Here is a 24509-nt window from a genome sequence, read left to right as displayed (position 1 = left end):
CCCCTCTCCTGACAGGAGAGGGCTAGGGTGAGGTGAGTTTGCTGCTGCTATAAAACTTATACTTTGAAAGTATAGCAGTAACCAAAAATTTCACTCTTGGGAGGGACTAAAATGGGCTCATACTTTTGCTGATTCAAATTTCTGGTGGTTGGATAACTACAAGCCTTATTCCTACAGCATCTGATACAGCACGCCTTCCTTCAGGGCGTAAGAAGAAACACGTATTTCCTGCAGGTTGTATTGCTGCAGCACAAAGTCCACGGCTATACTTGCCAGCACGATCATATCCACGCGCATTTCCAGCATGCCCGGAATGGCCAAACGTTCTTCGTGGTTCTTGCGCAGCAGGTCCTGGTAAATCTTGTAGAAATCCTCTATCGGTAGCACAGAAGCCGGTGGTATACTTTGCTGACGGGAGGTATCGCCTTTGCTCAGCGCGTCGATGTCGCAGAGGGTGTCGAAGGTGCCGGAGGAGCCTACGAGTACAGTTGGTTTATACCTGGCTACTGCTTCTGTTAAAGGCTGCAGTTTCTGCTGCAGGTATAATTTCTCGGCTTCTATACTTTCAGGAGCGATCGGGTCCTGCTTGAAGAACTGGTCCATCAGGCGCTGAGCTCCGATCTCAAAGCTGCGTTTCCAGAAGATCTCCTGCTTGTTGCAAAGTATAAATTCCACGCTGCCGCCGCCGATGTCCATGATCATGGCTGTTTTTTCGTCCAGCACTCCGGCCGCGCGAACACCATAGTAGATCAGCTCCGCCTCGCGCTCGCCTCCGATTACCTCTACCTGTATGTCCGTTTCCTTGAAAACGTCCTTCACAAAATCCTCGCCGTTGCTGGCGTTGCGCACCATGCTGGTGGCCATGGCCCTTACGGTCTCCACGCCATACTCATCGATCTGCCTGCGGAAATCCTTCAGCGTTTTCAGGGCACGCTCATAAGCCTCCGGCGCAATGGCTCCGTTGCTAATGCCACCTTGGCCCAACCGTACCGGCAGCTTTGTCTTTACCAGGTCGCGAAGCTGTCCCTTTTCATCCAACTCTGTTATCAGCAGGTGAAAGGTATTGGTGCCCATATCGATGAATGCGAAGCGTTTGGTCATGAGATAAATTGTTGATTGTTATTTGCTGATTGTTGGAAAGGCTAGTTTATTAGCTACTCTATCTTGAGTAGCTATTCTTAAAGTCTAAAGATAGATCTATATTACATTAGCTTCTGAGAGTCAGGATAAAAGTAAAAGTTTTTGTCTATTTGCTTCTGATACTTCTCCAAATATGTAGCAGTAATAAAATTGTACTTGATAGCTCTTAAGGGAACAACATATAATTGCTCAGGATTGGAGGCACTTCCTCCAACACCTAAAGCAATGAAAACTGGAATTTTACGATCCTCCTCAAACTCCTTGTATCTTTCAAGCTGTTCAGAGCTTGCAATGACTATTCCTTCATTATAAAAATCTCTCCTCCATTTACATTCAACAGCAAGTTCTGAGGTTTCAGTTTTGTAGGAATGCTCTAACAGTAAATCTGGATGCTGGGTTGTTTCGGCATACCTCCCATTAACATACTTATCGCCCGCCCACTCTTTTATCTTAAAGTATTTCTTATCGAACTTCTGCACAACAAATTTCTCAAAGTCATCTCCGTTCTTCTTGTTGACATCAATCATTTAGGTTTCTGCTACACCAGCTGATGTAATTCTATTCTCGACATCTCTGATAATGACATTATAGTTGAGTCCCTTTGTGTCGGCTAACTCTTTGATTAGATTACGTTCATTGGGAGTTAAAACACCATCGGCAATTGCCATACTAATTATCCTTTCCAGCTCATTGCTGGCTTCAGAAGGTCGTCTAACTGAGGGGCTTTCTATTGGTGTAGCTGGAGTTTTTGGAGCTCGTTCAACAGAGTTGTTTTGCTTCACTGTATCGGAAGGAGCGTTCTCAGCTAATTTGCCTTTTTCTGTTGGCTTACCAGAAGAAGTATAAAAAACTAAGCCAACTATAAAACAAATAACTCCTACGATCATCAAAGTCATGCCTGCCATCTTGTTCATCCTTTATGCCTGTATTACTAAACGCGTGAAAATTACATAGCAAAAAATACTCTTTCAGTGCAATTTCTGTTGCATTATTATAATACCTGGCTAGATGCACCCTACATATGCTGTAATCCCAAAGTGACAAGAAGCGCACCTATCAAAATCATTAAAAGATAGAAGGCCACCAGAGAGGTGAAGGCTGCAGCAAATAGGAAAAAAGTATAAACAAGTGCTTTCTGTGCTATCGGAGACGTTGAAAATCCTTCTCTATAGTATAGAGTCTTAGCAGCGCGGATATGTAGCCAGATGAATATACCTGCGGAGCCTGTTAAGGCTCCCAGTATAGTAATGATCATGCCGTAGGAAGGTCCTCCGCTGAGTAGGATCATGGTTAGCGGATGGCTAAAAGGTAAGTTATATTCCTGATACAGCCTTAGAATGCTGTCTGGCATTGTATTTATGGATAACTCCTTCCAGATCTATTTTTAACAGGGGAGTCTCCTGAATATATTTCACTGTCTCAGGGTCATCCTCAAAATATTTACTCATTCTCTTTTTTAGACCAAAACCATTATAACTCGTTGCCTTTTCTTCACTTGCCCTTTTTACATACAAGGTTATTACCCCATACATCGTGCCTAAATGACCATAACCGTACAGACTTACTTTTCCTTCAATAAATTTAGACATTAGCAGCCTGTATCTCGCACCCTCAATAGCCAGGTTTTCAATTCGCATTACGGAGCTATCACTTTTAAGTGTGATAGCACTGACCTCTTCCGCTTCTATCTTGATTTGTTTATCATCTGGAGTTGCCTGATATTTAATTTTTTTTGTGTCTGGAGCAGGCAGTTCAATCAAGCCTTTTTTGACATCCCCATTAAAGAATTCAAGTATGGCAGGGTATGTTTTTTGAGCATTGGCATTTACTGAAATCAATAGAAATGCCCCAATTAAAAAAGAGTAAAATTTGATCATAAAGTTGATGGTTAAGTTGTTGTCAAGTTTCACAGAAAATACAGGTGAGAAGTATAGGTATAATATTTCACAACTACTATATATAGAGCCGTAAATCCTACGCTATGATTTTAAGTGCTAGTTCAAAGTATGAATTTCTACCTCCCCACCGAAGTAAACCTGAAAAACGTACCCAGCGGCAGTTTGCGCTCGCCGCGGTCGTGCAGGTAAATTTCACCCAGCTCTTCGTTTTTGATCTGCTCTCCAAATGTCAGGCGCATGAGGTTGTCCAGGATCAGGGCGGAGAAGCCGAGTGAGTAGAGGTTGATCACCAGGAAATAGTCGGTTTTGTCGAGCATCTGGTGGCAGAGCTTGATGAGCTCGTTCAGCTCTTCTTCCAGTTGCCACTTCTCGCCGTTCGGGCCACGGCCATAGGCAGGAGGGTCCAGGATGATGCCGTTGTAGGTATTGCCACGTTTTACTTCGCGGCGGGCATATTTCATGGCGTCTTCCACGATCCAGCGCACGTTGTCGAGGCCGCTGGCTTCCATGTTGTCGCGGGCCCAGAAGTTAACCTGCTTCACCGAGTCGAGGTGTGTTACGTCGGCACCGGCAGCTTTGGCAGCCAGGGTGGCAGCACCGGTGTAGGCAAACATGTTCAGCACCTTCGGAGGCTTGGCCTTTAGCTTGCGGGTGTTGTCGTAAATAAACTTCCAGTTGCTGTCCTGCTCCGGAAATAAACCCACGTGCTTGAACGAAGACAGGCCCAGGCGGAAACGCAGCTTCAGGTCGTTATACTTATAGTTGATGTACCACTGCTCGGGCATTCCTTTCTTCAGTTTCCACTGGCCTTTTTCCTGGCTGCCTTTGTCGCGGGTAAACACGGCATTGGCCAGGCGCTGCCACTCCTGCTCGGACAGGTGCTTGTCCCAGATGGCCTGCGGCTCCGGGCGCGCCACGTAATACTCCCCGAATCGCTCCAGTTTCTCGAAATTTCCGGAATCTACCAGCTCGTAATCAGCCCAGTTTTCTGTTGTAAGAAAGGAATACATATCTTTGTCGTTTATTTCTGGCTGTGTGCCATCTGGCGGCAAAAGTACTACTAATCTGCCGAACCTAAAAAGTGCACGCATCAGCGGTTTTATTTGTTACACAAGCATGGCACTTAGCTTTTATAAATACCAGGGCACGGGCAACGACTTCGTGATGGTAGACAACCGTAAACTCACTTTCCCGGCCGATGACGAGCAACTGGTGAAACACCTTTGCGACCGTCATGTGGGCATCGGAGCCGACGGACTGATCCTGCTGCAGGACCACCCAGATTATGACTTCGAGATGGTATACTTTAATGCCGATGGCCGCCTGGGCTCCATGTGCGGTAACGGCGCACGCTGCACCGTACGCTTTGCTCGCCAACTAGGCGTAATCGAGGATGTGGCCTGCTTTTTGGCTGCCGATGGCGAGCACCAGGCCAGCGTAGAGCGCGACCTCATCCAACTTAAAATGAACGATGTGAAGGGCGTGGAGCGCATCGGTGAAGATTATTACCTGAACACCGGCTCGCCGCACTATGTGCGTTTTGTAGACAATGTACGGGACCTGGATGTGTACGAAGAAGGACGAGCCATTCGCTACAATGACCGCTTCAGCGCTGTGGGCACCAACGTAAACTTTGTACAGCGCCTGTCTGAGAACGAAATTTATGTGCGCACCTATGAGCGTGGCGTGGAAGACGAAACCCTATCCTGCGGTACAGGCGTAACAGCCGCTGCACTGGTGACAAGTATGGAAGGCGCTCAGAGTCCGGTAGCGGTTAAAACACCGGGCGGCGACCTGAAGGTGCTTTTCGAGCGAAGCGGTGATGTGTTCAAGTATATCTACCTGGTAGGCCCGGCCAAACTGGTGTTTACAGGATCTGTTACGATTTAACCAAGTATAAACCATGGCGCGAGTTGCAAACTCACGCCAGCAAACTATAAAAAGACTTCCAGCAAGTATAAATTGCTGGAAGTCTTTTCTTTTTGTAGATTGATTCAAGTATAAAAGTATAAACTACGTGTTCCTACGCTCCGACCATACCTACCTCCGCGCTTTAGAACCTACTGACCTGGAGTTTCTGTACTCGCTTGAGAACGACATTTCCGTTTGGCAGGTGGGCAACACGCTTATGCCTTACTCCAAATTTGTGCTGGAGCAGTACCTGGAGAATGCCACGCAGGATATTTATACCATCAAGCAGTTGCGCCTGGTTATCTGCAACCATACGCATACCGCCGTTGGTGCCATCGACCTCTTCGATTTTGATCCCTTGCACCGCCGTGCAGGCATTGGCATTGTGGTGGCAGCTGACCACCGGGGCAACGGCCATGCTGCGGAGGCGCTGCAGCTATTGCTTGGCTACTGCAAAAGCACTTTGCAACTGCATCAAGTCTACTGCTCGGTCACTGCTACCAATATGGCAAGTATAAACCTGTTCAAAAAAGCTGGTTTTCAGGAGGTAGGCGTACGGCAACAGTGGCTGCGCACCTCCGAAGGCTGGGACGATGTGATCGAATACCAGCTGCTCTTCTAGTAGCTGTACACTCTGAACTTCTAACCTCTCTCTGTAGTTTTAAATTATTGGGCATCTGCCACAATGCCACAGCTTACCTATTATGGCATAGCTTTTTAAACTCCGGGATAAAGTATAGCTGAAGCGCTATGCTTGTCCGGTAAATATGGCAGATAACCTATGCGGCTGTTAATCTGGTATTGTTTTAGTACAGAACGTTAGAAATATCAGAAAAACAGCTTATTTTTGACGATATTGCAAACGCAGGATTTCATTTAAGAACAACAATACAGATGTTTGATTTTTTCGGTAAAACCGTTGCGAAATTATTCGGAACCAAGTCCGACAGAGATATTAAAGAGGTTGTACCTTACGTATCCCGAATAAACGAAGAGTTTGCCAGGCTAGCCAGCTTAACAGATGACCAGCTTCGCCAGAAAACAGAAGAGGTAAAGCGCACGATTGATGAGCGGCTAAAGCCAATAGACGATAAGATTGCTGCTCTGCACCAGCGCATTGCCAATGAGCCGGAGCTGAACATCGTGCAGAAAGAAAATCTCTTCGCAGAGATTGATGAGCTGGAAAAGCAGCGCAACAAAGACCTGGAAGTAGTGCTGCTGGAAGTGCTGCCTGTAGGTTTTGCGATTGTGAAAGAAACTGCCCGCCGCTGGAAAGAGAACGGCCAGATGGTGGTTACTGCCACTGACCTTGACAAAAAACTGGCTTCCTACAAATCCAACGTAGTTATAGAAGGCGACAAAGCCACCTGGGCGAACAAATGGATCGCTGCCGGTAACGAGATCACCTGGGACATGATGCACTACGATGTGCAGCTGATCGGTGGTATCGTACTGCACATGGGTAAAATTTCCGAAATGGCGACCGGTGAGGGTAAGACCCTGGTAGCAACCCTGCCTGCCTTCCTCAACGCACTGGCCCGCCGCGGGGTGCACGTAGTAACCGTAAACGACTACCTGGCCAAGCGTGACTCTGAGTGGATGGCGCCTTTGTTCGAGTTCCACGGCCTGACCATCGACTGCATCGACAAGCACCAGCCGAACTCGGAAGCCCGCCGCAACGCTTACAGAGCCGATATCACCTACGGTACCAACAACGAATTTGGCTTCGATTACCTGCGCGACAACATGGCCCGCGAACCGCAGGACCTGGTACAGCGCAAGCATCACTATGCAATGGTCGATGAGGTTGACTCTGTGTTGATCGACGATGCCCGTACACCGCTGATCATTTCCGGTCCGGTGCCACGTGGCGATGAGCACGAATTCTACCAGCTGAAGCCACGCATTGCCATGCTGGTAGAGGCGCAGCGTAAAATCGTAAACGGCTTCCTGACAGAGGCCAAGCGTTTGATCAAGGAAGGAAACGAGAAAGAAGGTGCACTGGCCTTGTTCCGTGCTTACCGTGGTTTGCCTAAGAGCAAGCCGCTGATCAAATTCCTGAGCGAGACGGGTAACCGTGCCATCATGCAGAAGGTGGAAAACTATTACCTGCAGGATAACTCCCGCATGATGCCGGAGGCCGATGAGCCGCTGTACTTTACCATCGACGAGAAGCACAACCAGATCGAACTGACCGAGAAAGGCATCGACCTGATCACAGGCCAGGGCGAAGATCCGAACCTGTTCATCCTGCCAGATATCGGAACCGAGATCGCCAACATCGAACATAACAAGTCGCTTTCCAACGAAGAGCAGCTACATGCAAAAGAGCACCTGATCGCGGACTTCCAGGAGAAGTCGAAGCGTGTGCACACGATCAACCAGCTGCTTAAAGCTTATACTTTGTTTGAGAAGGACACCGAATACATCGTTACGCCGGATCATAAAGTGAAGATCGTGGACGAGCAGACCGGCCGTGTAATGGAAGGTCGTCGTTATTCAGACGGTTTGCACCAGGCAATTGAAGCGAAAGAGAACGTGAAGGTAGAGGATGCTACGCAGACCTACGCCACCATCACGCTGCAGAACTACTTCCGTATGTACCACAAACTGGCTGGTATGACGGGTACTGCCGAAACAGAAGCAGGCGAGTTCTGGGACATCTACAAACTGGACGTGGTAGTAATTCCTACCAACCGTCCGATCCAGCGAAAAGACGAGCACGACAAAGTATACAAGACTGTTCGCGAGAAGTATAACGCCGTAGTAGACGAGATTGTGGAGTTGACCGAAAAAGGTCGCCCGGTGCTGGTTGGTACTACTTCGGTAGAAATTTCCGAGCTCCTGAGCCGCATGCTGAAGCTGCGTAACATCCGCCACCAAGTACTGAACGCGAAACTGCACCAGAAAGAGGCTGAGATCGTAGCCGAAGCCGGTAAGCCAGGCACGGTAACCATCGCTACCAACATGGCTGGTCGTGGTACCGACATCAAGCTGACGCCGGAGTCGAAAGCTGCGGGTGGTCTGGCCATTATCGGTACAGAGCGCCACGAATCCCGTCGCGTTGACCGCCAGCTGCGTGGTCGTGCTGGTCGCCAGGGTGACCCGGGTTCTTCGCAGTTCTTCGTGTCGCTGGAAGACAACCTGATGCGTCTGTTCGGATCTGACAGAATTGCCCGCCTGATGGACCGTATGGGTCTGGAAGAAGGCGAAGTGATTCAGCACTCCATGATCACCAGCTCTATCGAGCGTGCACAGAAGAAAGTAGAAGAAAACAACTTTGGTCAGCGTAAGCGCCTGCTGGAGTACGACGACGTGATGAACGCACAGCGCGAAGTAGTATACACGCGTCGCAGAAATGCTCTGTACGGCGAGCGTCTGGAGCTGGATATCTGGAATATGATCTACGATATCAGCGAAGACCTGGTGCTGAACTATAAGAACGTAAACGACTACGAAAACTTCACGCTGAACATCATCCGCATTTTCGGTTTCAACACTGCAATTACGGAGGATGAGTTCAGATCAACCAACGCGAATGCACTGGCCGAACGCCTGTACAACGAAGCGCTCGGTTACTTCCTGAACAAGAACAAGCAGATCGCTGATCAGGCCTTCCCAATCATCGCCGACATCCACCAGAACCGTGGACCGATGATTGAGAACGTAGCCGTGCCGTTTACCGATGGCAAGCGCCAGATGGCTGTAGTGGCCAACCTGACCAAGACCTACGAAACGCATGGCATGGAACTGATCCGCTCCATGGAGAAGATCATCACGCTGGGCACCATCGACCAGGCCTGGACAGACCACCTGCGCCAGATGGACGACCTGAAGCAAAGCGTGCAGAACGCGGTGTACGAGCAGAAAGACCCGCTGTTGATCTACAAGTTCGAATCGTTTGAGCTGTTTAAGCGTATGATCGGTAAAGTGAACGAGGAAACCATCAACTTCCTGTTCCATGCCTTTATCCCGGTACAGGCACCAGAGCAGGTACAGGAGCCGCGTCCGCAGCCAAGACCAAAAGCACCGGTGTTGCACGAGCAGAAAGCCGAAGTACACTCTTCGCTGGAAGATGAGCAGGGCCATACTTCTATTCCTGCACCGGAAGCGCCAAAGTTGGTGCCCGCTCATTCGCAGAAAGTAGCCGGCCGTAACGAGCGCGTAAGCGTGCAGTACAACGATGGCCGTGTGCTGAAGGATGTGAAGTTCAAGAGCGTGGAAGACGACCTGCTCCACAACCGTTGCGTAATCATTGAAGAATAAAAAAACAGCCGCCTCATTAAACCTGAGGCGGCTTTATACTTATTTGTTGAAACAATTTCCGGAGGTGTTAGGTGTAAGAAAGTCATTTGTCTTATGTCTAACATCTTTTGTCTAAAAACATGTCAGGACAAGAAGTAGCTTCTTATATAGACCATACCCAACTGCGCCCGGAAGCAACTGCCGCCTTGGTGGAGCAGCTGTGCGACGAAGCCCGTAACTACGGCTTTGCGGCTGTTTGTGTGGCCCCATGTTACGTGCAACTGGCCAAAGAACGACTGGGGCCTGGTGCCCTCGTGAAAGTGGCAACCGTAGTAGGCTTCCCGCTGGGGTACCAGCATCCGAAGGTGAAGTTCCTGGAAACCCACCAGGCCATTGCCGACGGAGCCAGCGAAATAGACGTTGTGATGAACATCTCGGCATTTAAATCCGGCAGGTATGAGGAGGTGGAAAACGAGCTGAGCGATCTGGCCAAGTTCTGCCACCTGAAGGAGGCGGAGCTGAAAGTGATCATCGAAACGGCGCTGCTGTCGGAGGAGGAGATCGTGAAGGCCTGTGAATTGTGTGCAGCAGCCGGTGTTGATTATGTAAAAACCTCTACCGGTTTCTCCAGCAGAGGTGCGTCTGTAGAAGATGTGCTGCTGATGCGCCGTACCTTACCCGGCCATATCAAAATAAAAGCCGCAGGCGGCATAAAAACATTTGCCGATGCACAGGCATTAATCCAGGCGGGCGCCGACAGGTTAGGCTGTTCGGCCAGCATTCAAATCGTAAAGCATGAACAGAGCGTTTAGTATACTTTTCTCCCTTGTATTTTTATTTATCACGGCCTGTGCCTCTTCTACAGGAGCGGGTAAAGATAGTGGCAGGGCAGGTGGCAAAACCAAAGCCGTTGAAGACCTGAGCGATTACCGTCCGAAGTACCCGACCGAAGATACCGAAGCACCGGTTGCCCGTCTAGAGCCAACCAATCATGTAAATGATAAAGTGGAAGTGCTGCTGGACACCGTAGCAAGCGTAAATAAAAGTATAAAGTATGCGCGAGGCTACCGTATTCTGGCGTATAACGGCTCGGAGAGGCAAACTGTCATGAATCTGCGCAAATCCATACTCAGGCGCGTGCCCGAAGAAAAAGACTACCTGACGTACAAGCAGCCAAATTTCAGGCTTATGATCGGGGATTATTTTACACGCATGGAAGCACAGCAGGTACTCAACCAACTTCGCGACATCATCCCGAATGCCCTGATTGTAAGTGACCAGATCAACATCAACAAGAACGTACGATAAGACCTGGTTCTAAAGTATAGCGAAGCGTTGTGGCCCGAACCGGTCGCAACGCTTTTTATTTAAAAGCCGGTTGTGTAGCTTTAAACATTGTGTGCGGGATCGCTTTATGTAAGGTCTGATACCATTAAATAAACGATCACCGCACAACCAATAACGAAGAATAAAATGCTATTATCTGATAAAATAAAAGCCTTAGCGCACACCTATGCCCCCGATACGGTACAGGTCCGCCGCCATATACACGCTAACCCCGAGTTGTCTTTTGAAGAGCACAACACCGCCGCTTACGTGGAGGAAGTGCTCAAAAGCTACGGCCTGCAGCCCCAACGTATGGCCAATACGGGTATCGTAGCCATTATTGAAGGTCGTAACCCGGACAAGAAAACGATTGCCCTGCGTGCAGACCTGGATGCTTTACCGATCCTAGAAGCTAATGCCGTAGACTACAAATCAAAAAACGAAGGGGTGATGCATGCCTGCGGGCATGATGTGCATACCGCTTCGCTGCTGGGTGTTGCCCGTATCCTGCAGGAGTTGCGCAACGAGTTTGAAGGAAGTATAAAACTGGTGTTTCAGCCGGGCGAGGAGAAATTTCCGGGTGGCGCCTCCATCATGATCAAAGAAGGAGTGCTGACCAATCCGGTACCGGAGAGCATTATCGCGCAGCACGTATTCCCGCTGTTGCCTGCCGGCAAAGTAGGCTTCAAATCAGGCATGTACATGGCGAGCGCCGACGAGATCTACATTACCGTAAAGGGCAAAGGCGGCCACGCGGCTATCCCGGAAATGAACGTGGACCCGGTGCTGATTTCTGCCCATCTTATTGTTGCCTTGCAGCAGGTAGTGAGCCGTATGGCCAGCCCCAAAGTGCCGACGGTACTGTCGTTTGGCAAAGTAGAGGCCAAGGGTGCTACCAACGTGATCCCCAACGAGGTGAAGATAGAAGGCACCTTCCGGACCATGAACGAGGTATGGCGACGCGGGGCGCATCAGAAAATAAAGAAGCTGGCCGAAAACCTCTGCGAAAGTATGGGCGGCAGCTGCGACATCGACATCAAAAACGGCTATCCTTTCCTGCAGAACGAACCGGAGCTTACGGCCCGTGCCCGCGCTGCTGCCCAGCAGTACCTGGGGGAAGAGAACGTAGTAGACCTGGACCTTTGGATGGGCGCCGAAGACTTTGCGTACTATTCGCAGGAGGTAAATGCCTGCTTCTACCGCCTGGGCACGCGCAACGAAGCCCGCGGTATCACCTCGTCGGTACACACACCTACCTTTGATATCGAGGAAGCTGCACTGGAAACCGGTATCGGGTTGATGGCCTGGATTGCGGTGCAGGAACTGCAAAGCCAGGGAAACAACTAAGTATAAAGTATAACCACATGTACAAGAAACTATACTTACTGCTGCTTTCCCTTATGGCCTTCAGCGCCTGCGACAGCGCTAAGCAGGAGGCGGCAAAAGAGCAGCAGGCAGGAGCAACACAAACACAGCAGGAAGTACAACCGGCTAAACCGGCTGTGCTGCATGCCAACACCCAAACCCGCATCTTCTCCAATCCCGAAAAACAGGATACCTTTAAAGTATACCTGACAGGCGAATCCATCCTGAAAGCGCAGGTTACGCTTGAGATCATCAGTGCTGAAGGCAAGCAGCTGTTCCAGGACACTTTCCCGGCAACCGACCTGATCGGCTTTGCTACCGATTATAACAAAACACCGCAGCTGCAGGAAGAGTATATCCGCAAGCGCGTGGACGAGTTTTTCCAGAACGAGAACTTTGACCAGCCCGCCATTGCCGCTGACGATGAGTTTGAAGAAGGTTATGCTACCCGGGAAGTATGGGAAAGTATAAAGTCAGATAAAAAGGCGGTTGGTTTTTCGTACCTGGTGGGGGAAGAAGACATTCGCTTTATCGCTTACGCCAGGGCTGCAGATAAAGTAGTGCAGTACTACGGCTGTTGTTAATCTTAAATCAAGTATAGAATTTAATTACACGATATGCGTTCACGATTACTCCTGTTGATGTTTGTGGCAATGTTGCCTTTGCTGGCACAGGCGCAAAGCAAAGTAACGGCTTCAACCTCTATCTGGCCGGAGCTGCAATTTAGCTACGGTGTGGGGGAGAGCGGCATTCTGTTCCTGCAGAGCCAGTACCGCATCAACACCGACGGTCGCTACAACGATCTGTCGGAAAGCGGGTTGCTGAGCGGACTCGAGCGCATCGAGCTGGTGGCAGGTTACGAACATACTTTAACCGAGCACTGGCGCCTGGGAGCGATGTATCGTTATGCCATCGAAGACTACCCGAAAACCTCTTTTATCGGAGCTTTCCTGCGCCACAACGGCAATATCAAGAGCTTATACTTCAACAAGCAGGTGCAATACGACCATGTGCTGCAGGAGGACCAGGACGCGAAAGGCAACTTCCGGGCAATGGCAGAATTGGGCAAACGCCTCCCGCTCAAGGACAAGTACATTACGCCTGCCATCAGTTACGAGCTGATGTTGCTATCGGATTACAAGAAGGACGAAAACACCTCGGCGGACGAGCGCACCGTAGACCGCACCCGCCTGCGCCTGGGCCTTACCTATGAGCTTACAGAGCAACTGCGCATCACGCCATACTTTATGCGTCAGACAGATTACTACTACGTGCAGGCCCGCTTCGACGAAGACATGCAGGTGATCGAAGAGGCATCGAAACGCAACCGCATCGTGCCAATAATAGGCCTGGAAATAAAGTATAGCCTGAATACCACTCCCAATACAGCAAGTTATACTTACTGATCCGGACTTCTAAAGCTGAAAAAAAGACAGTATAAGTTTGAAAATACTGACTATCAAAATGACATTATTTCAGGATTTATTAAGATGATCAAGTTGGTATAGTTTTTACTATCAGATAGTTGTACATCATGTATAACTAAATTAAGGAGGTAAAACTATGACACTAACAAGATTTAACGGCATGCAGGAAAACATGCCTCAAAACTTTAGTTCTATGTTGGACAGGTTCTTCAACGAATCTGTAAACACCAGAGGCATGGCTGGTTTTACACCAAGTGTAGATGCCAGCGAAACCGAAAGAGGCTTTGAAATAGAAGTGGCCCTGCCAGGCGTTAAGCGCGAAGATATATCCATCGATTTCCAGGAAGGCCGATTGACTATTTCAGGCGAGCGTAGGTTCGAGAAAAGAGAAGAGGGCAGACGTTACCAGATGATGGAAACGCAGTATGGTTCCTTCACCAGAAGCTTCTACCTGCCAGATAACGTGAACCCGGACCAGATCCAGGCGAAATTCTCAGATGGAGTGTTGTCGGTTATGGTTCCGAAAGACGAGAAGAAAACCATGAAGCGTCAGATACGGATCGAGGCTGGAGAAGAAAGAGAGGCAGCTCCAAAGCAAAAGAAAACTGCAACAGCATCTGAAAACGGCAAGACAGCAAAATCTTAAAAAAATCTATAAGAAAAGAGGCCAACGATTTTGGCCTCTTTTTTGTTAAATATATGTTAAATGCTTCGAATGGCTAGGTATCTACCGTAATTAATTATTATTATCGTATACACTATTACCGTAAGTCATTTACAGGATAGGCAATTCTTAATTTACATAAGTATAACAGAATCAGATTAATTCATGAACACAAAACAGTTTATTGTTGGCTTAACACTTTCTGCCATGCTTGGTGGCGGTGTGGCTGTTGGTAGCTATAAGCTGCTGGAAGATGATACAGAGCAGTACACCCAAACGCAGGAGCAACCTGCTACCGTCCGCTATACCAGCGACATGCGTAGCAGCAACGTAATCGTTCCGGAAGGGCTTAACTTTATCAAAGCAGCGCAGGTGTCTACACCGGCTGTGGTGCACGTAATGACGGAGTACAGCGCGCGTGCTACCGAGGGGTACGGCAGCCCGATGGACCCGTTTCTGCGTGAGTTTTTCGGCGATGGTTTTGGCGAACGCGCCCCCCGCGGTCCGCAGATGGGATCCGGCTCGGGTGTGATCATTGCCTCTAACGGGTACATCGTTACCAACAATCACGTGATCGACAAGGCCGATAAAATAGAGGTAGTACTAGACGACAAACGTAAATTTGAGGCCACCCTTGTAGGTACAGACCCTACCACTGACCTCGCCCTACTCAAAATAACTGCGGATAAGCTTCCGGTAGTGCGATACGGCAACTCCGACGAACTGCAGGTAGGCGAGTGGGTGCTGGCCGTAGGTAACCCGATGAACCTGACTTCAACCGTAACAGCCGGTATCGTAAGCGCCAAAGGCCGCAGCATCAACATCCTGCGTACCAACGCCACCAAAGACCTTAGCATCGAATCGTTCATCCAGACGGATGCTGCCGTAAACCCGGGTAACTCGGGAGGCGCTTTGGTTAACCTGAACGGTGACCTGGTAGGTATCAACACGGCCATTGCTTCGCAGACAGGTTCTTTCTCCGGTTATTCTTTTGCGGTGCCATCTTCTATTGTTAGCAAAGTGGTAGACGACCTGCTGAAGTATGGCGAAGTGCAGCGTGCATTGCTGGGTGCATCGATCCAGGAGATCGACGCGACGTTGGCGAAAGAAAAAGACCTGAAAACACTGAGCGGCGTGTATATCGCAGGTGTTGAAGAGAAGAGTGGCGCCAAAGAGGCTGGCCTGCAGGCTGGTGACGTGATCACGGCCATTAACGGTGTTGGTGTAAGCAAGAGCGCGCAGTTGCTGGAGCAGGTAGCCCGTTACCGCCCTGGCGATAAGGTAAAAGTAACCTACATGCGCGATGGCAAAGAGAAAACAGCCAATGTAACGCTGAAGAACCTGCAGTACAGCACCGAGATTTCGAAGCGCAGTGTCGCAAAAGCCGTGACCTTTGATGGTGCTACATTCGAGCCTGTTTCCAAGCAGGAAATGAACAAGCTGGGTATAGATGGCGGCGCCAAGATCACGGGTGTAGCAAAGAGCAAGTTCCGTGAAACCGGTATGAAGGATGGCTTCATCATCACAAAGATCGACAAGTACTCCGTGAACGTGCCGGGCGATGTGGAGAAGCACCTGAAGAACTTTGACAACGGTGTAGTGTACATTGAAGGCGTTTATCCGGATGGCCTGAAGGCATACTATCCTATCGGCAAGAGATAAAGATTTCTTAGCTCAAACATATCAGAAAGCTTCCGTAAGATTGCGGAAGCTTTTTTGTTTTTATAGATTTGTAGATACCCTCACTTAAAACAGATAACCATGAAACAAACGATAGATGAGCTTCCGCTAACGAAAGCAGTAACCGATGTGCTGCATCAGCTTGGCGTGAAAGACATAAACCCTGCGTACAGCACCGGTCTTGCATGGGGTGGCCAGGAAGGTTGTACAACCAAAGAAATTTACTCGCCTGCCGATGGCAACCTGATTGCCTCCGTTAACATGGCCACTGCCGAAGATTACGAGCAGGTGGTAAAGCAGGCGGAAGAGGCTTTTAAAGTATGGCGCAAAATGCCTGCTCCAAAGCGCGGCGAGATTGTGCGCCAGATCGGAAACAAGCTGCGCGAGCACAAAGAGGCGCTGGGTAAGCTGGTAAGCTACGAGATGGGTAAAATTCTGCAGGAAGGCTTGGGCGAAGTACAGGAGATGATCGACATCTGCGACTTTGCTGTTGGTTTGTCGCGCCAGTTGCACGGTTATACCATGCACTCGGAGCGTCCGCAGCACCGCATGTACGAGCAATACCACCCGCTGGGCATCGTAGGCGTAATCTCTGCCTTTAACTTCCCGGTAGCTGTCTGGAGCTGGAATGCCATGCTGGCTGCCGTTTGCGGCGACGTGGTTATCTGGAAACCATCTGAGAAAACGCCGCTTACAGCGGTTGCCTGCCAACATATCCTCCGCGAAGTACTGACGGAGAATGAACTGCCGGAAGGTATCTTCAACCTGGTGATCGGCGATGCCGAGATCGGTAGCCTGATGGCCAACGACACCCGTATTCCGCTGGTATCGGCAACAGGCTCTACGCGCATGGGCAAGAAAGTAGGCGAAGCGGTTGGTGCCCGTTTGGGTAAGTCGCTGCTGGAGCTGGGTGGTAACAACGCCATCATCATCACCGAGCATGCTGACCTGGAGATGGCGCTTCGTGCGGTGGTATTTGGTGCTGTGGGTACCTGTGGCCAGCGCTGCACGTCTACCCGCCGCCTGATCATCCACGAGAATGTATACGAACAGGTAAAAGAGCGCCTGCTGAAAATTTACCCAAGCCTGCCGATCGGTCACCCGCTGAGCAACACCACGCTGGTAGGCCCGCTGATCGACAAAGATGCTGTTAAAGCATTCCAAAATGCGCTGGAGGCGGTGCAGCAGGAGGGTGGTAACTTACTGATTGGTGGCGAAGTGCTGGAAGGCGAGCAGTATGCTATCGGCACGTACGTGACGCCTGCCATTGTAGAGGCCGAAAACCACTACCACATGGTGCAGGAAGAGACCTTTGCTCCGATCCTGTACCTGATAAAATATAGCGGTGATGTGGAGAATGCCATCGAGTTGCAGAACGGCGTGAAGCAGGGCTTGTCTTCTTCGATCTTCTCTACCAACCTGCTGGAGACCGAAGCCTTCCTGAGCCACTGGGGTTCTGACTGCGGCATTGCCAACGTTAACATCGGTACGTCCGGTGCCGAAATCGGCGGGGCTTTCGGTGGTGAGAAAGACACAGGAGGCGGTCGCGAATCCGGTTCTGATGCTTGGAGAGTATACATGCGCCGCCAGACCAACACCATCAACTATGGCCGCGAGCTGCCGCTGGCACAAGGCATCAAGTTCGATATCATGGATTAATTGTCTGCATCAGGATTTCCAGGATATAGAAGGATAAACAGGATTCAAAATACAGCAGAAATGATACAAGCATCTTCCATAAGTATAGAAGATATCCTGTAAATCACAGTTGATCCTGGAAATCCAGATTCAGACAAAAAGCCGGCCTTGCAATAAGGCCGGCTTTTTTGTGTCTGCAGTTATAGCACACCGCATGTTTATACTTCGTTTAAGCAAGTGTAACCCGCTGGCAACGAGCCTGTAAAGTATAAATTATAGCGAAGCGCAAAATATTTTAGAAAATTTTGCAGCTTCGTGCAACCTCACCTCTTTGGTTTTGTCTTTAGTGTAAATTGAATAAAAGGAGACAAAAGACCTGAAAGCTTAGACGAAACCCTATAATTGATCGCTGAACCTGTAAGTGCCATAAATAAGACCAGAACTTTGGAAACACTGAGCTATCAAGATGTAAACAGGCATGTGATTGACCGCTGCAGGGAAGGCGACAACCGGGCGCAGTACGAGCTGTACAAACTTTACTCCAAGGCTATGTTCAACGTGAGCATGCGCATCACCAACGACTACGCCGAGGCCGAAGATGTACTGCAGGAAGCTTTCATCAGTGCTTTTAAGAATCTCCATAGTTATAAAGCAGAAGCTTCTTTCGGCAGCTGGCTGAAAAAAATCGTGGTGAATGCCGCCATCAACGCCGTCCGGAAACGGAAATCGGAACTGGTGCCGCTGGAGGAACGCACGGTGGGCGATGTGCCCGACGAAGTATACGAAGACGAAACCGAGTGGCAGGTAGAAAAAGTCCGGCGGGCCATACAAAAACTCCCGGACGGGTACCGGGTGGTGCTGAGTTTATACTTGCTGGAGGGCTACGACCATGCCGAGATTGGCGAGATCATGGGAATAACAGAATCAACCTCGAAATCGCAGTACAGCAGGGCCAAAAAGAAGCTATTGGAAATAATGCGGGAGCCGCAGTTTGCGGCTTAGCAACAGGATAGAATAAACAGGGACTTTAGATATGAAGGAAGGTTTAGAAAAGTTTGTGAGCGAGCACCGGGATGAATTCGATGTATTCGAGCCCCGGCCTGAGCTATGGCAGAAGATCTGCCCACACGTACCGCCAATTGAGCAGGTAAAAGATAAAAAAGAGGCGAAGGTAATCAGCTTCAGCTTTGGCGAGCGCGCCAGCTTCAGTGCAGATATGTTCTTCATGCGTGTGGCGGCTGCCATCATCCTGTTGCTGGGCTGCGGCCTTACGCTGTTCCTGATGAAGCAGAATACTCCGGAGGCAGCCTATACCATCGCAGCCACTACGGAGCAGGCAAAGCTCCGCAAGATTGCGCCTGAGCTGGTAGAGGTAGAAGCCTACTACACCAGCCAGATAGAAGAAAAGAAGAGCCAGCTGACAGAGTATGATCTGAAAGTGCTGGGGCTGGATGAGCAGCAGGACATTGACCGCGAACTTGCCCGCCTCGACAGCAGCTATACGCAACTGAAAAAGCAACTATACACAACACCAAATACCGATAAAGTAATGGGTGCCATGATCCAGAACCTGCAGATACGGATCGAGGTGCTTAACCGCCAGCTGGAAGTACTCCAGCGCATCGAAAAGTTGCAAAAACAACGAACCACACAACCTCAGAAAGATGAAACCTCTAATGTTTAACTCTATACGCCACCTGGCCTTGCTTCTTGCCTTGATGCCAGCACTGGCTTTTGCCCAGCAGCCTGCAGCACCGTCAACGCCTGCAGCCCCGGAAGCGCCATGCCCATCGGCTAACGTAAAAGCCCTTGAGGCGCACCGCGCAGTAGCTCCGGCTAACCCATACCTGCTGTCGCTGGCAAGCGCCAGAAGCCTCGCTTCCCTGTCACAGACCGGTGCCGAAAATCAGCAGCCTAATGTTGAGATGGCTTTTGATGCAGAGAAGCGCAAAACTATCAACAAGGCTTACAAAGTGAGCAGCTCCGATATGCTGAACATCGAAAACAAGTTTGGCAGGGTACACGTGAACACTTGGAACAAGAACGAGATACAGGTAAAAGTGGAGATCATTGCGCGTGCCGGTACCGACCAACGTGCGCAGGACATACTGGATAACATCCGGGTGGTAGATGCCCGCGAAGGCCAGACGATATCGCTCCGTACCCAACTGGAACCCATGAAGATCTCAGGCAACAACCAGAAGAGTTTCGAGATCAACTATACGGTGTCCATGCCCGACAATAACCCGCTGACGATCAAAAACAGCTTCGGCGATGTATACCTGCCGGCTTTCAAAGGCAAAACCAACATCAGCGTGAAGTATGGTACGCTGAAAACCGACCGCCTCAGCAACAGCGCCAATACCGTAAAACTGGCCTATAGCACCGGTAACTGCGGTTACATCAACGGCGGTAATGTAGAGGTTGCTTATTCTAACCTGAACCTGGGCGGAACCAACGGCATCCAGGGCTTTTCCAAGTACAGCGATTTTAAGATTGGCAGCCTGAACGACGCCCTGGACTTTGATGTGAAGTATGGCTCGTTCCGGGTAGACAACGTGAGCAAGAACATCCGGCGCATCAATCTGGATAGCGGCTTCAGCCCAATCTCCCTCAATTTCGAAGACGATTCCGCCTTCAGTTTTGATGTAAATGTGCAGTTCGGAGATTTTAACGTGGATAAGAACCTCGTCAACATAACCTCTTTGGAGAAAGATTATACTTCAGCAGAGTATAAAGGAAAGTTCGGAGGTGCCTCGCCCAAGGGGGTAATAAGTATAAACTCGAAGTATGGCGATGTTAAATTCACCCGGTAATCTTTCCGCGGTAAGCATACAATAACTTTGTGATCATTGTGTTTGTTAAGGTGAAAGAGCCGGCGGTAAGCCGGTTCTTTTGCTTTAACAGGCGTCTGACTCGTAGAAGAGGATAGGGAGTGTGCTGCTATCTTAATAGACCTATAAATTTTTATATATTTGGGTATGGCAAACGAAAAAGACATTCTTAATTCATCGAAAGCACCGGAACCGGTGGGGGCGTACCCACATGCACGGCGTGTAGGAAACCTGTTGTTCTTATCTGGTGTTGGCCCACGGGAACGAGGAACTAAGAAAATACCCGGTGTGGAACTGGATGAGAAAGGCAACATCGTCTCCTACGACATAGAGGCCCAGTGCCGCTCGGTGTTTCAGAACGTGCGCAATATTTTAGAAGATGCTGGCTCTAACTGGGATAACCTGGTGGATGTAACGGTGTTCCTGACCAACATGAAAGATGATTTTGCCACGTACAACCGCCTTTATGCAGAGTATTTCAAGTATAACCAGCCTTGCCGCACCACAGTAGAGGTAAACAAACTGCCGACACCTATTGCCATTGAGCTGAAATGCATTGCCACCATTGATTAGGCAGGTAGAGCAGCTTTACTAAATCTTACAATCCGAGTGAATAATAACAGAGAAGAGGAGTTCAGACAACGCGCAGTAGCCTTTCAGGAAGAAGAAAAACGAGCCGCATCCAGCTCACGGACAGTTTCGTGGTTGCGGGTGCTGGTATTTATACTTGGTGCTGCCGTAGCTTATTATTTTTTTAAAACCGGCCATACGACCGAAGGCATCGCGAGCATCGTGGTGTTTTATCTATTGTTTATACTTGTAATGCGCTGGCACAGCCGCCTCGACTACAAGTATAAACAGCTGCAATTGCTGGGACAGTTAAACCTGCACGAGATCGAGCGGCTGCAGGGGCGGCTTCAGCAGTTCGACGGGGGAGATGCGTTTATCGACGATCACCACCCGTATACATCCGACCTGGACATCTTTGGCAGAAGTTCGCTGTTTCAGCTGGTGAACCGCTCGGTAACCAATGTCGGCAAGTATAAACTGGCGCAGTGGCTGCAAAAAGGGGCACCTGTGTCGGAGATACTGCGCAGGCAGGAGGCCGCAGCTGCCCTTGCCAATACTTCTGAACTGGAGTGGCTGCAAGGGTTTCTTGCAATGCCCATGCACTACAAGCACGCTGATAGCAATGCCCCGGCATTTTTCGATTGGCTGCGGCAGCGCAGCTTTTACGGACAGTACCCGTTTATGAAAGTGCTGCTGTTTGTGCTGCCTGTACTTACGCTGGCTTCTATTGCAGCCTGGCTGTATGGTTACTCCGGTTATATTGCTGTTGGTTTCCTAGTAGTGCAATATCTGGTGGGGCTGCGCTTTCAGAAAGTACGGGACGATTACTATGATAACAGCATGGGCATGTATGAGTCCATGCGCAGCTACACCGATCAGTTGCAGCACATCGAACAACATACCTTCAAAGCACCTTTGCTGGAAGAGTTGAAAGCAAAACTGCATCGGGAGCATATTCCAGCCTCCAAAGCAATTGGTAAAGTAGCCACCATCATCGACTATTTCTCCTGGCGCCTGAGCACGCTGATGAGCTTTTTCCTTAACACCATCCTGATGTGGGATTTTGTGTGGATCTACCGCCTGGAGAACTGGAAAGAGCAGCACCTGGACCAGGTAGAGGAGGCGTTGGATGTGCTTGCTCATTTTGAAGCCATCGCCAGTATTGCCGCGTTTCAGTATGCACACCCGCACTTTGCGGTACCGGAGCTCAGCCAGCAGCCATTCGAGTTCGATGCGGTTCAGTTAGCCCATCCACTTATCTTCTCCAGTAACCGTGTCGCCAACGATTTTACCATGCAGGGAGCCGGTAAAACCATTGTAGTAACGGGTTCTAACATGTCGGGTAAAACTACCTTCCTGCGCACAGTAGGCATTAACATGGTACTGGCCTTTATAGGAGCGCCTGTGTGTGCTGATAAACTGAAAGTGGCACCGGTGCAGGTATACACGGCCATGCGCACGGCAGATAACCTGGCCGAAAGTACCTCGTCTTTTTATGCAGAGCTCAAGCGCCTGCGCATCCTCCTGAACCTGACAGAAGACGGCCAGCAACCTGTTTTCTATCTGCTGGACGAGATCCTGAAAGGTACCAACTCCCGCGACCGGCATTTAGGCGCTATGTCGCTGATCAGGCAGCTGCACCAGCGCAACACGTCGGGCCTTATCTCTACTCACGACCTTGAACTGGGCGCCATGGAGCAGGAACTGCAGGGAAGCGTGGAAAACTATAGCTTCAACAGCGACATCATTGGCGACGAGATCAACTTTGATTACAAGCTTACACGGGGCATTTGCCGCAGTTTTAATGCAAGCAAGCTCATGCAGCTCATGGGCATCGCTATAGAAGACGAAGTATAAATATGAACTGTAAGCCTGCAGTCAAAGTATAAATCCGTATTCAAATCCAGAAATTTAAGATACACCAACATGAGAATAGTAGCCGATATACCGCACCCACAGGTCAAGATCACGTTGATGTCGTGGAACGGAAAGTTTTTGCTCAAGTTTGAGAAAGGCGATTTTGAGCAAACCTATAAAATAAGTGAGATGGATGTGTTGGGAGACGCGGGTGCAAAAGAGCTGATAGATGACGAGTTTATCGAAGCAGTGCTGAACCGCTTCACCGACATGCGCGATGCGTTTGTAAGTACTGTCAGAAGAAACGGTTGAGATTGCTCTGATAATGTAGTATTCCAATTATAGAAGGCAATGAAAGCAGCCTATCTTTTTCTCATTGCTATCGCTCTTTGTGGCTGCAAAACGGCAGAAAGAGGTGTAGTAGTTGATGAGAAAAGAACTTATGCTAATCAAGGCGAATACGCGAATCGCTTAGCTGAACAATATTTCAGTCAGGACCTCGAGACTAAAAAGTACCAGAAATTCAATGGAAGCATTCTCAAAGACTCTCTTAGTGAGTACAAAGTAGTTTACTTTGATAGCTTAAGAATAATTTTAGACATTGAAGATGAAGTATACCAAAGGGTATTTACAGAGGGGATTATTAACCCAAAGCATCTTTACCACAGTCAGTCAATGCAGATATGTTGCTTTGAAGAACTAATTCATCTAAATAAAAATGGTAACCATAGACGGTTTAGGCTTTGGGTGTTTGAAAAAGGTATAGCTAACCCGTTTGAATATCTTATTGAACTTGCAAATGGTAAAGCAACAAGTCAAACTACTTTGTCGGAGTTTCTGAACAAAGCAGAAGTGACTCATATATCAGAACCAACAGTAATTTTATAAAGAATAGCACTACTAACCCTCACAGGCTTAAGCTTTGCCTTAGCTTATAGCCGCTATAGCATAAAAAAAGCCCGCTGTAAAGCGGGCTTTTATACTTTATAAGCTGGGTGCAATTAAGCACCGATAGCTACACGCTTAAAGTCAGTAACTGTTAAGCCTTTGCTCGTTTTTTCAAGCAGCTGAGCGATTGTTAAAGAAGAATCTTTAACGAACTCCTGGTTCAACAGTGTGCTTTCTTTGTAGAACTTGTTCAGTTTACCCAAAGCAATTTTCTCAAGCATCGCTTCTGGCTTACCTTCAGCACGCGCCTGCTCTTTACCGATCTCGATTTCACGCTCTACTGTAGCTGCATCAACACCGTCTTTGTCCAGTGCAATTGGCTTCATAGCCGCAATCTGCATTGCGATGTCTTTGCCAACTTCAGTTACATCAGTACCGTTTGTGTTGTTCAGGCCAACCAATACACCTAACTTACCATTAGAGTGATTGTAAGCTACAACTTTCTCAGCGTTTACAGTCTCGTAAGACACTACATCGATCTTCTCACCGATCTTGCCCATCAGGTCAGTGATGTGGTCCTGAAGTGAACGACCGTCAGCCTGAGGTGTAGCAAGTAATTCTTCTTTAGAAGCAGCGTTTGTAGAAACAGCTGCATCTAAAACTGCCTGCGCAAGGTTTCTGAAATCTTCAACTTTAGATACCGGCTCAGTTTCGCAAGCAATAGCTACTACTTTACCAGTCGAGCCATCAGCAGAAACCTGCGTTAACACAATACCTTCAGAAGTTGTGTTGTCAGCACGCTTGCTGGCAATTTTTTGTCCCTGCTTACGCAGAATATCTTTAGCCGCTTCGAAGTCGCCGTTTGCTTCAGTAAGCGCCTTCTTGCAGTCCATCATACCGGCTCCGGTTTCCTGACGGAGTCTGTTAACGTCTTGTGCTGTAATAGCCATCGTTTTATAATTAAGAATTAGGAATTATAAATTATGAATTTCAGTATCGATAGGTTCTGATAAGCAGTTTTTATCTTTCCTGAACCTATAAAACAAACTGAACATTGAAGCAGCAG

At 49.0% G+C, this 24509-nt stretch carries 25 protein-coding genes; 18 read left to right on the top strand and 7 right to left on the bottom strand.

All coding sequences use genetic code 11. The features are described from left to right. Positions 1 to 171 precede the first annotated feature (171 nt). The 6 genes from MJ611_RS02665 to MJ611_RS02640 form a co-directional block, all read right to left on the bottom strand. Positions 172 to 1101 (bottom strand): Ppx/GppA phosphatase family protein, encoded by a 930-nt coding sequence (locus tag MJ611_RS02665; protein WP_250427852.1) that lies wholly within the window; start codon positions 1099 to 1101, stop codon positions 172 to 174. 101 nt (positions 1102 to 1202) lie between these two features. Beyond that, a complete protein-coding gene (locus MJ611_RS02660; protein WP_250427851.1) occupies positions 1203 to 1667 on the bottom strand; it encodes a hypothetical protein in 465 nt (154 codons plus the stop codon). Continuing rightward, positions 1668 to 2054 carry a prominin family protein gene (locus MJ611_RS02655; RefSeq protein ID WP_250427850.1) on the bottom strand — a complete coding sequence of 129 codons (387 nt, stop codon included), beginning with the start codon at positions 2052 to 2054 and terminating at the stop codon, positions 1668 to 1670. Positions 2055 to 2155: 101 nt separating this feature from the next. Continuing rightward, entirely contained in the window at positions 2156 to 2428 is a 273-nt protein-coding gene (locus MJ611_RS02650; protein ID WP_250427849.1) for a hypothetical protein, read from the bottom strand. A 25-nt stretch (positions 2429 to 2453) separates the two neighbouring features. Next, positions 2454 to 3017 carry a hypothetical protein gene (locus tag MJ611_RS02645; protein WP_250427847.1) on the bottom strand — a complete coding sequence of 188 codons (564 nt, stop codon included), beginning with the start codon at positions 3015 to 3017 and terminating at the stop codon, positions 2454 to 2456. 137 nt (positions 3018 to 3154) lie between these two features. Continuing rightward, positions 3155 to 4048: a class I SAM-dependent methyltransferase gene (locus tag MJ611_RS02640; protein ID WP_250428764.1), complete on the bottom strand. Its 894-nt coding sequence runs from the start codon at positions 4046 to 4048 to the stop codon at positions 3155 to 3157. A gap of 106 nt (positions 4049 to 4154) precedes the next feature. On the opposite strand from MJ611_RS02640, the gene dapF reads away from it, so the two are divergent. The 18 genes from dapF (at position 4155) to MJ611_RS02550 (ending at position 23443) form a co-directional block, all read left to right on the top strand. Then, entirely contained in the window at positions 4155 to 4928 is a 774-nt protein-coding gene (gene dapF, locus MJ611_RS02635; protein WP_250427846.1) for a diaminopimelate epimerase, read from the top strand. A 127-nt stretch (positions 4929 to 5055) separates the two neighbouring features. Beyond that, positions 5056 to 5571: a GNAT family N-acetyltransferase gene (locus MJ611_RS02630; RefSeq protein ID WP_250427845.1), complete on the top strand. Its 516-nt coding sequence runs from the start codon at positions 5056 to 5058 to the stop codon at positions 5569 to 5571. 272 nt (positions 5572 to 5843) lie between these two features. Further along, positions 5844 to 9215, top strand: a complete 3372-nt coding sequence (secA, locus tag MJ611_RS02625) for a preprotein translocase subunit SecA (RefSeq protein ID WP_250427842.1) — start codon at positions 5844 to 5846, stop codon at positions 9213 to 9215. A gap of 119 nt (positions 9216 to 9334) precedes the next feature. After that, the gene (gene deoC / locus MJ611_RS02620; protein WP_250427841.1) at positions 9335 to 10006 is read left to right on the top strand and encodes a deoxyribose-phosphate aldolase; all 672 of its coding nucleotides are present in this window, start codon (positions 9335 to 9337) and stop codon (positions 10004 to 10006) included. Next, positions 9990 to 10502 (top strand): sporulation protein, encoded by a 513-nt coding sequence (locus MJ611_RS02615; RefSeq protein ID WP_250427839.1) that lies wholly within the window; start codon positions 9990 to 9992, stop codon positions 10500 to 10502. The genes deoC and MJ611_RS02615 overlap by 17 nt, the downstream gene beginning before the upstream one ends. A gap of 165 nt (positions 10503 to 10667) precedes the next feature. Beyond that, entirely contained in the window at positions 10668 to 11867 is a 1200-nt protein-coding gene (locus MJ611_RS02610) for a M20 metallopeptidase family protein (RefSeq protein ID WP_250427837.1), read from the top strand. 17 nt (positions 11868 to 11884) lie between these two features. Further along, positions 11885 to 12469 carry a hypothetical protein gene (locus MJ611_RS02605; RefSeq protein WP_250427835.1) on the top strand — a complete coding sequence of 195 codons (585 nt, stop codon included), beginning with the start codon at positions 11885 to 11887 and terminating at the stop codon, positions 12467 to 12469. A 33-nt stretch (positions 12470 to 12502) separates the two neighbouring features. Then, on the top strand, positions 12503 to 13291 hold the full coding sequence (locus MJ611_RS02600) for a DUF2490 domain-containing protein (RefSeq protein ID WP_250427833.1): 789 nt from the start codon (positions 12503 to 12505) through the stop codon (positions 13289 to 13291). A 157-nt stretch (positions 13292 to 13448) separates the two neighbouring features. After that, positions 13449 to 13958 (top strand): Hsp20/alpha crystallin family protein, encoded by a 510-nt coding sequence (locus MJ611_RS02595; RefSeq protein ID WP_250427831.1) that lies wholly within the window; start codon positions 13449 to 13451, stop codon positions 13956 to 13958. Between the two features lie 183 nt (positions 13959 to 14141). Beyond that, a complete protein-coding gene (locus tag MJ611_RS02590; RefSeq protein WP_250427829.1) occupies positions 14142 to 15638 on the top strand; it encodes a Do family serine endopeptidase in 1497 nt (498 codons plus the stop codon). A gap of 99 nt (positions 15639 to 15737) precedes the next feature. Further along, on the top strand, positions 15738 to 17315 hold the full coding sequence (gene amaB, locus MJ611_RS02585; RefSeq protein WP_250427828.1) for an L-piperidine-6-carboxylate dehydrogenase: 1578 nt from the start codon (positions 15738 to 15740) through the stop codon (positions 17313 to 17315). Between the two features lie 423 nt (positions 17316 to 17738). Further along, the gene (locus MJ611_RS02580; protein ID WP_250427827.1) at positions 17739 to 18296 is read left to right on the top strand and encodes an RNA polymerase sigma factor; all 558 of its coding nucleotides are present in this window, start codon (positions 17739 to 17741) and stop codon (positions 18294 to 18296) included. Positions 18297 to 18327: 31 nt separating this feature from the next. Then, entirely contained in the window at positions 18328 to 18978 is a 651-nt protein-coding gene (locus tag MJ611_RS02575; RefSeq protein ID WP_250427826.1) for a hypothetical protein, read from the top strand. Then, a complete protein-coding gene (locus MJ611_RS02570) occupies positions 18959 to 20110 on the top strand; it encodes a DUF4097 domain-containing protein (protein ID WP_250427825.1) in 1152 nt (383 codons plus the stop codon). The genes MJ611_RS02575 and MJ611_RS02570 overlap by 20 nt, the downstream gene beginning before the upstream one ends. Before the next feature lie 165 nt (positions 20111 to 20275). Continuing rightward, positions 20276 to 20701 (top strand): RidA family protein, encoded by a 426-nt coding sequence (locus MJ611_RS02565; protein WP_250427824.1) that lies wholly within the window; start codon positions 20276 to 20278, stop codon positions 20699 to 20701. A gap of 36 nt (positions 20702 to 20737) precedes the next feature. Beyond that, positions 20738 to 22555, top strand: a complete 1818-nt coding sequence (locus MJ611_RS20600) for a MutS-related protein (protein ID WP_250427823.1) — start codon at positions 20738 to 20740, stop codon at positions 22553 to 22555. Positions 22556 to 22624: 69 nt separating this feature from the next. Next, the gene (locus MJ611_RS02555) at positions 22625 to 22867 is read left to right on the top strand and encodes a hypothetical protein (protein WP_250427822.1); all 243 of its coding nucleotides are present in this window, start codon (positions 22625 to 22627) and stop codon (positions 22865 to 22867) included. 39 nt (positions 22868 to 22906) lie between these two features. Further along, the gene (locus tag MJ611_RS02550; protein WP_250427821.1) at positions 22907 to 23443 is read left to right on the top strand and encodes a hypothetical protein; all 537 of its coding nucleotides are present in this window, start codon (positions 22907 to 22909) and stop codon (positions 23441 to 23443) included. Positions 23444 to 23556: 113 nt separating this feature from the next. Here MJ611_RS02550 and tsf read toward each other — a convergent pair whose 3' ends face one another. Then, positions 23557 to 24393, bottom strand: coding sequence for a translation elongation factor Ts (tsf, locus tag MJ611_RS02545; RefSeq protein WP_250427820.1), 837 nt, complete (start codon positions 24391 to 24393; stop codon positions 23557 to 23559). Positions 24394 to 24509: the final 116 nt, after the last annotated feature.

It is taken from the genome of Pontibacter ruber, assembly GCF_023630205.1.
GTDB lineage: Bacteria > Bacteroidota > Bacteroidia > Cytophagales > Hymenobacteraceae > Pontibacter > Pontibacter ruber.
The sequence above is the reverse complement of the archived record's forward strand: the minus strand, read 5'-3'. Positions and strand labels throughout refer to the sequence as shown.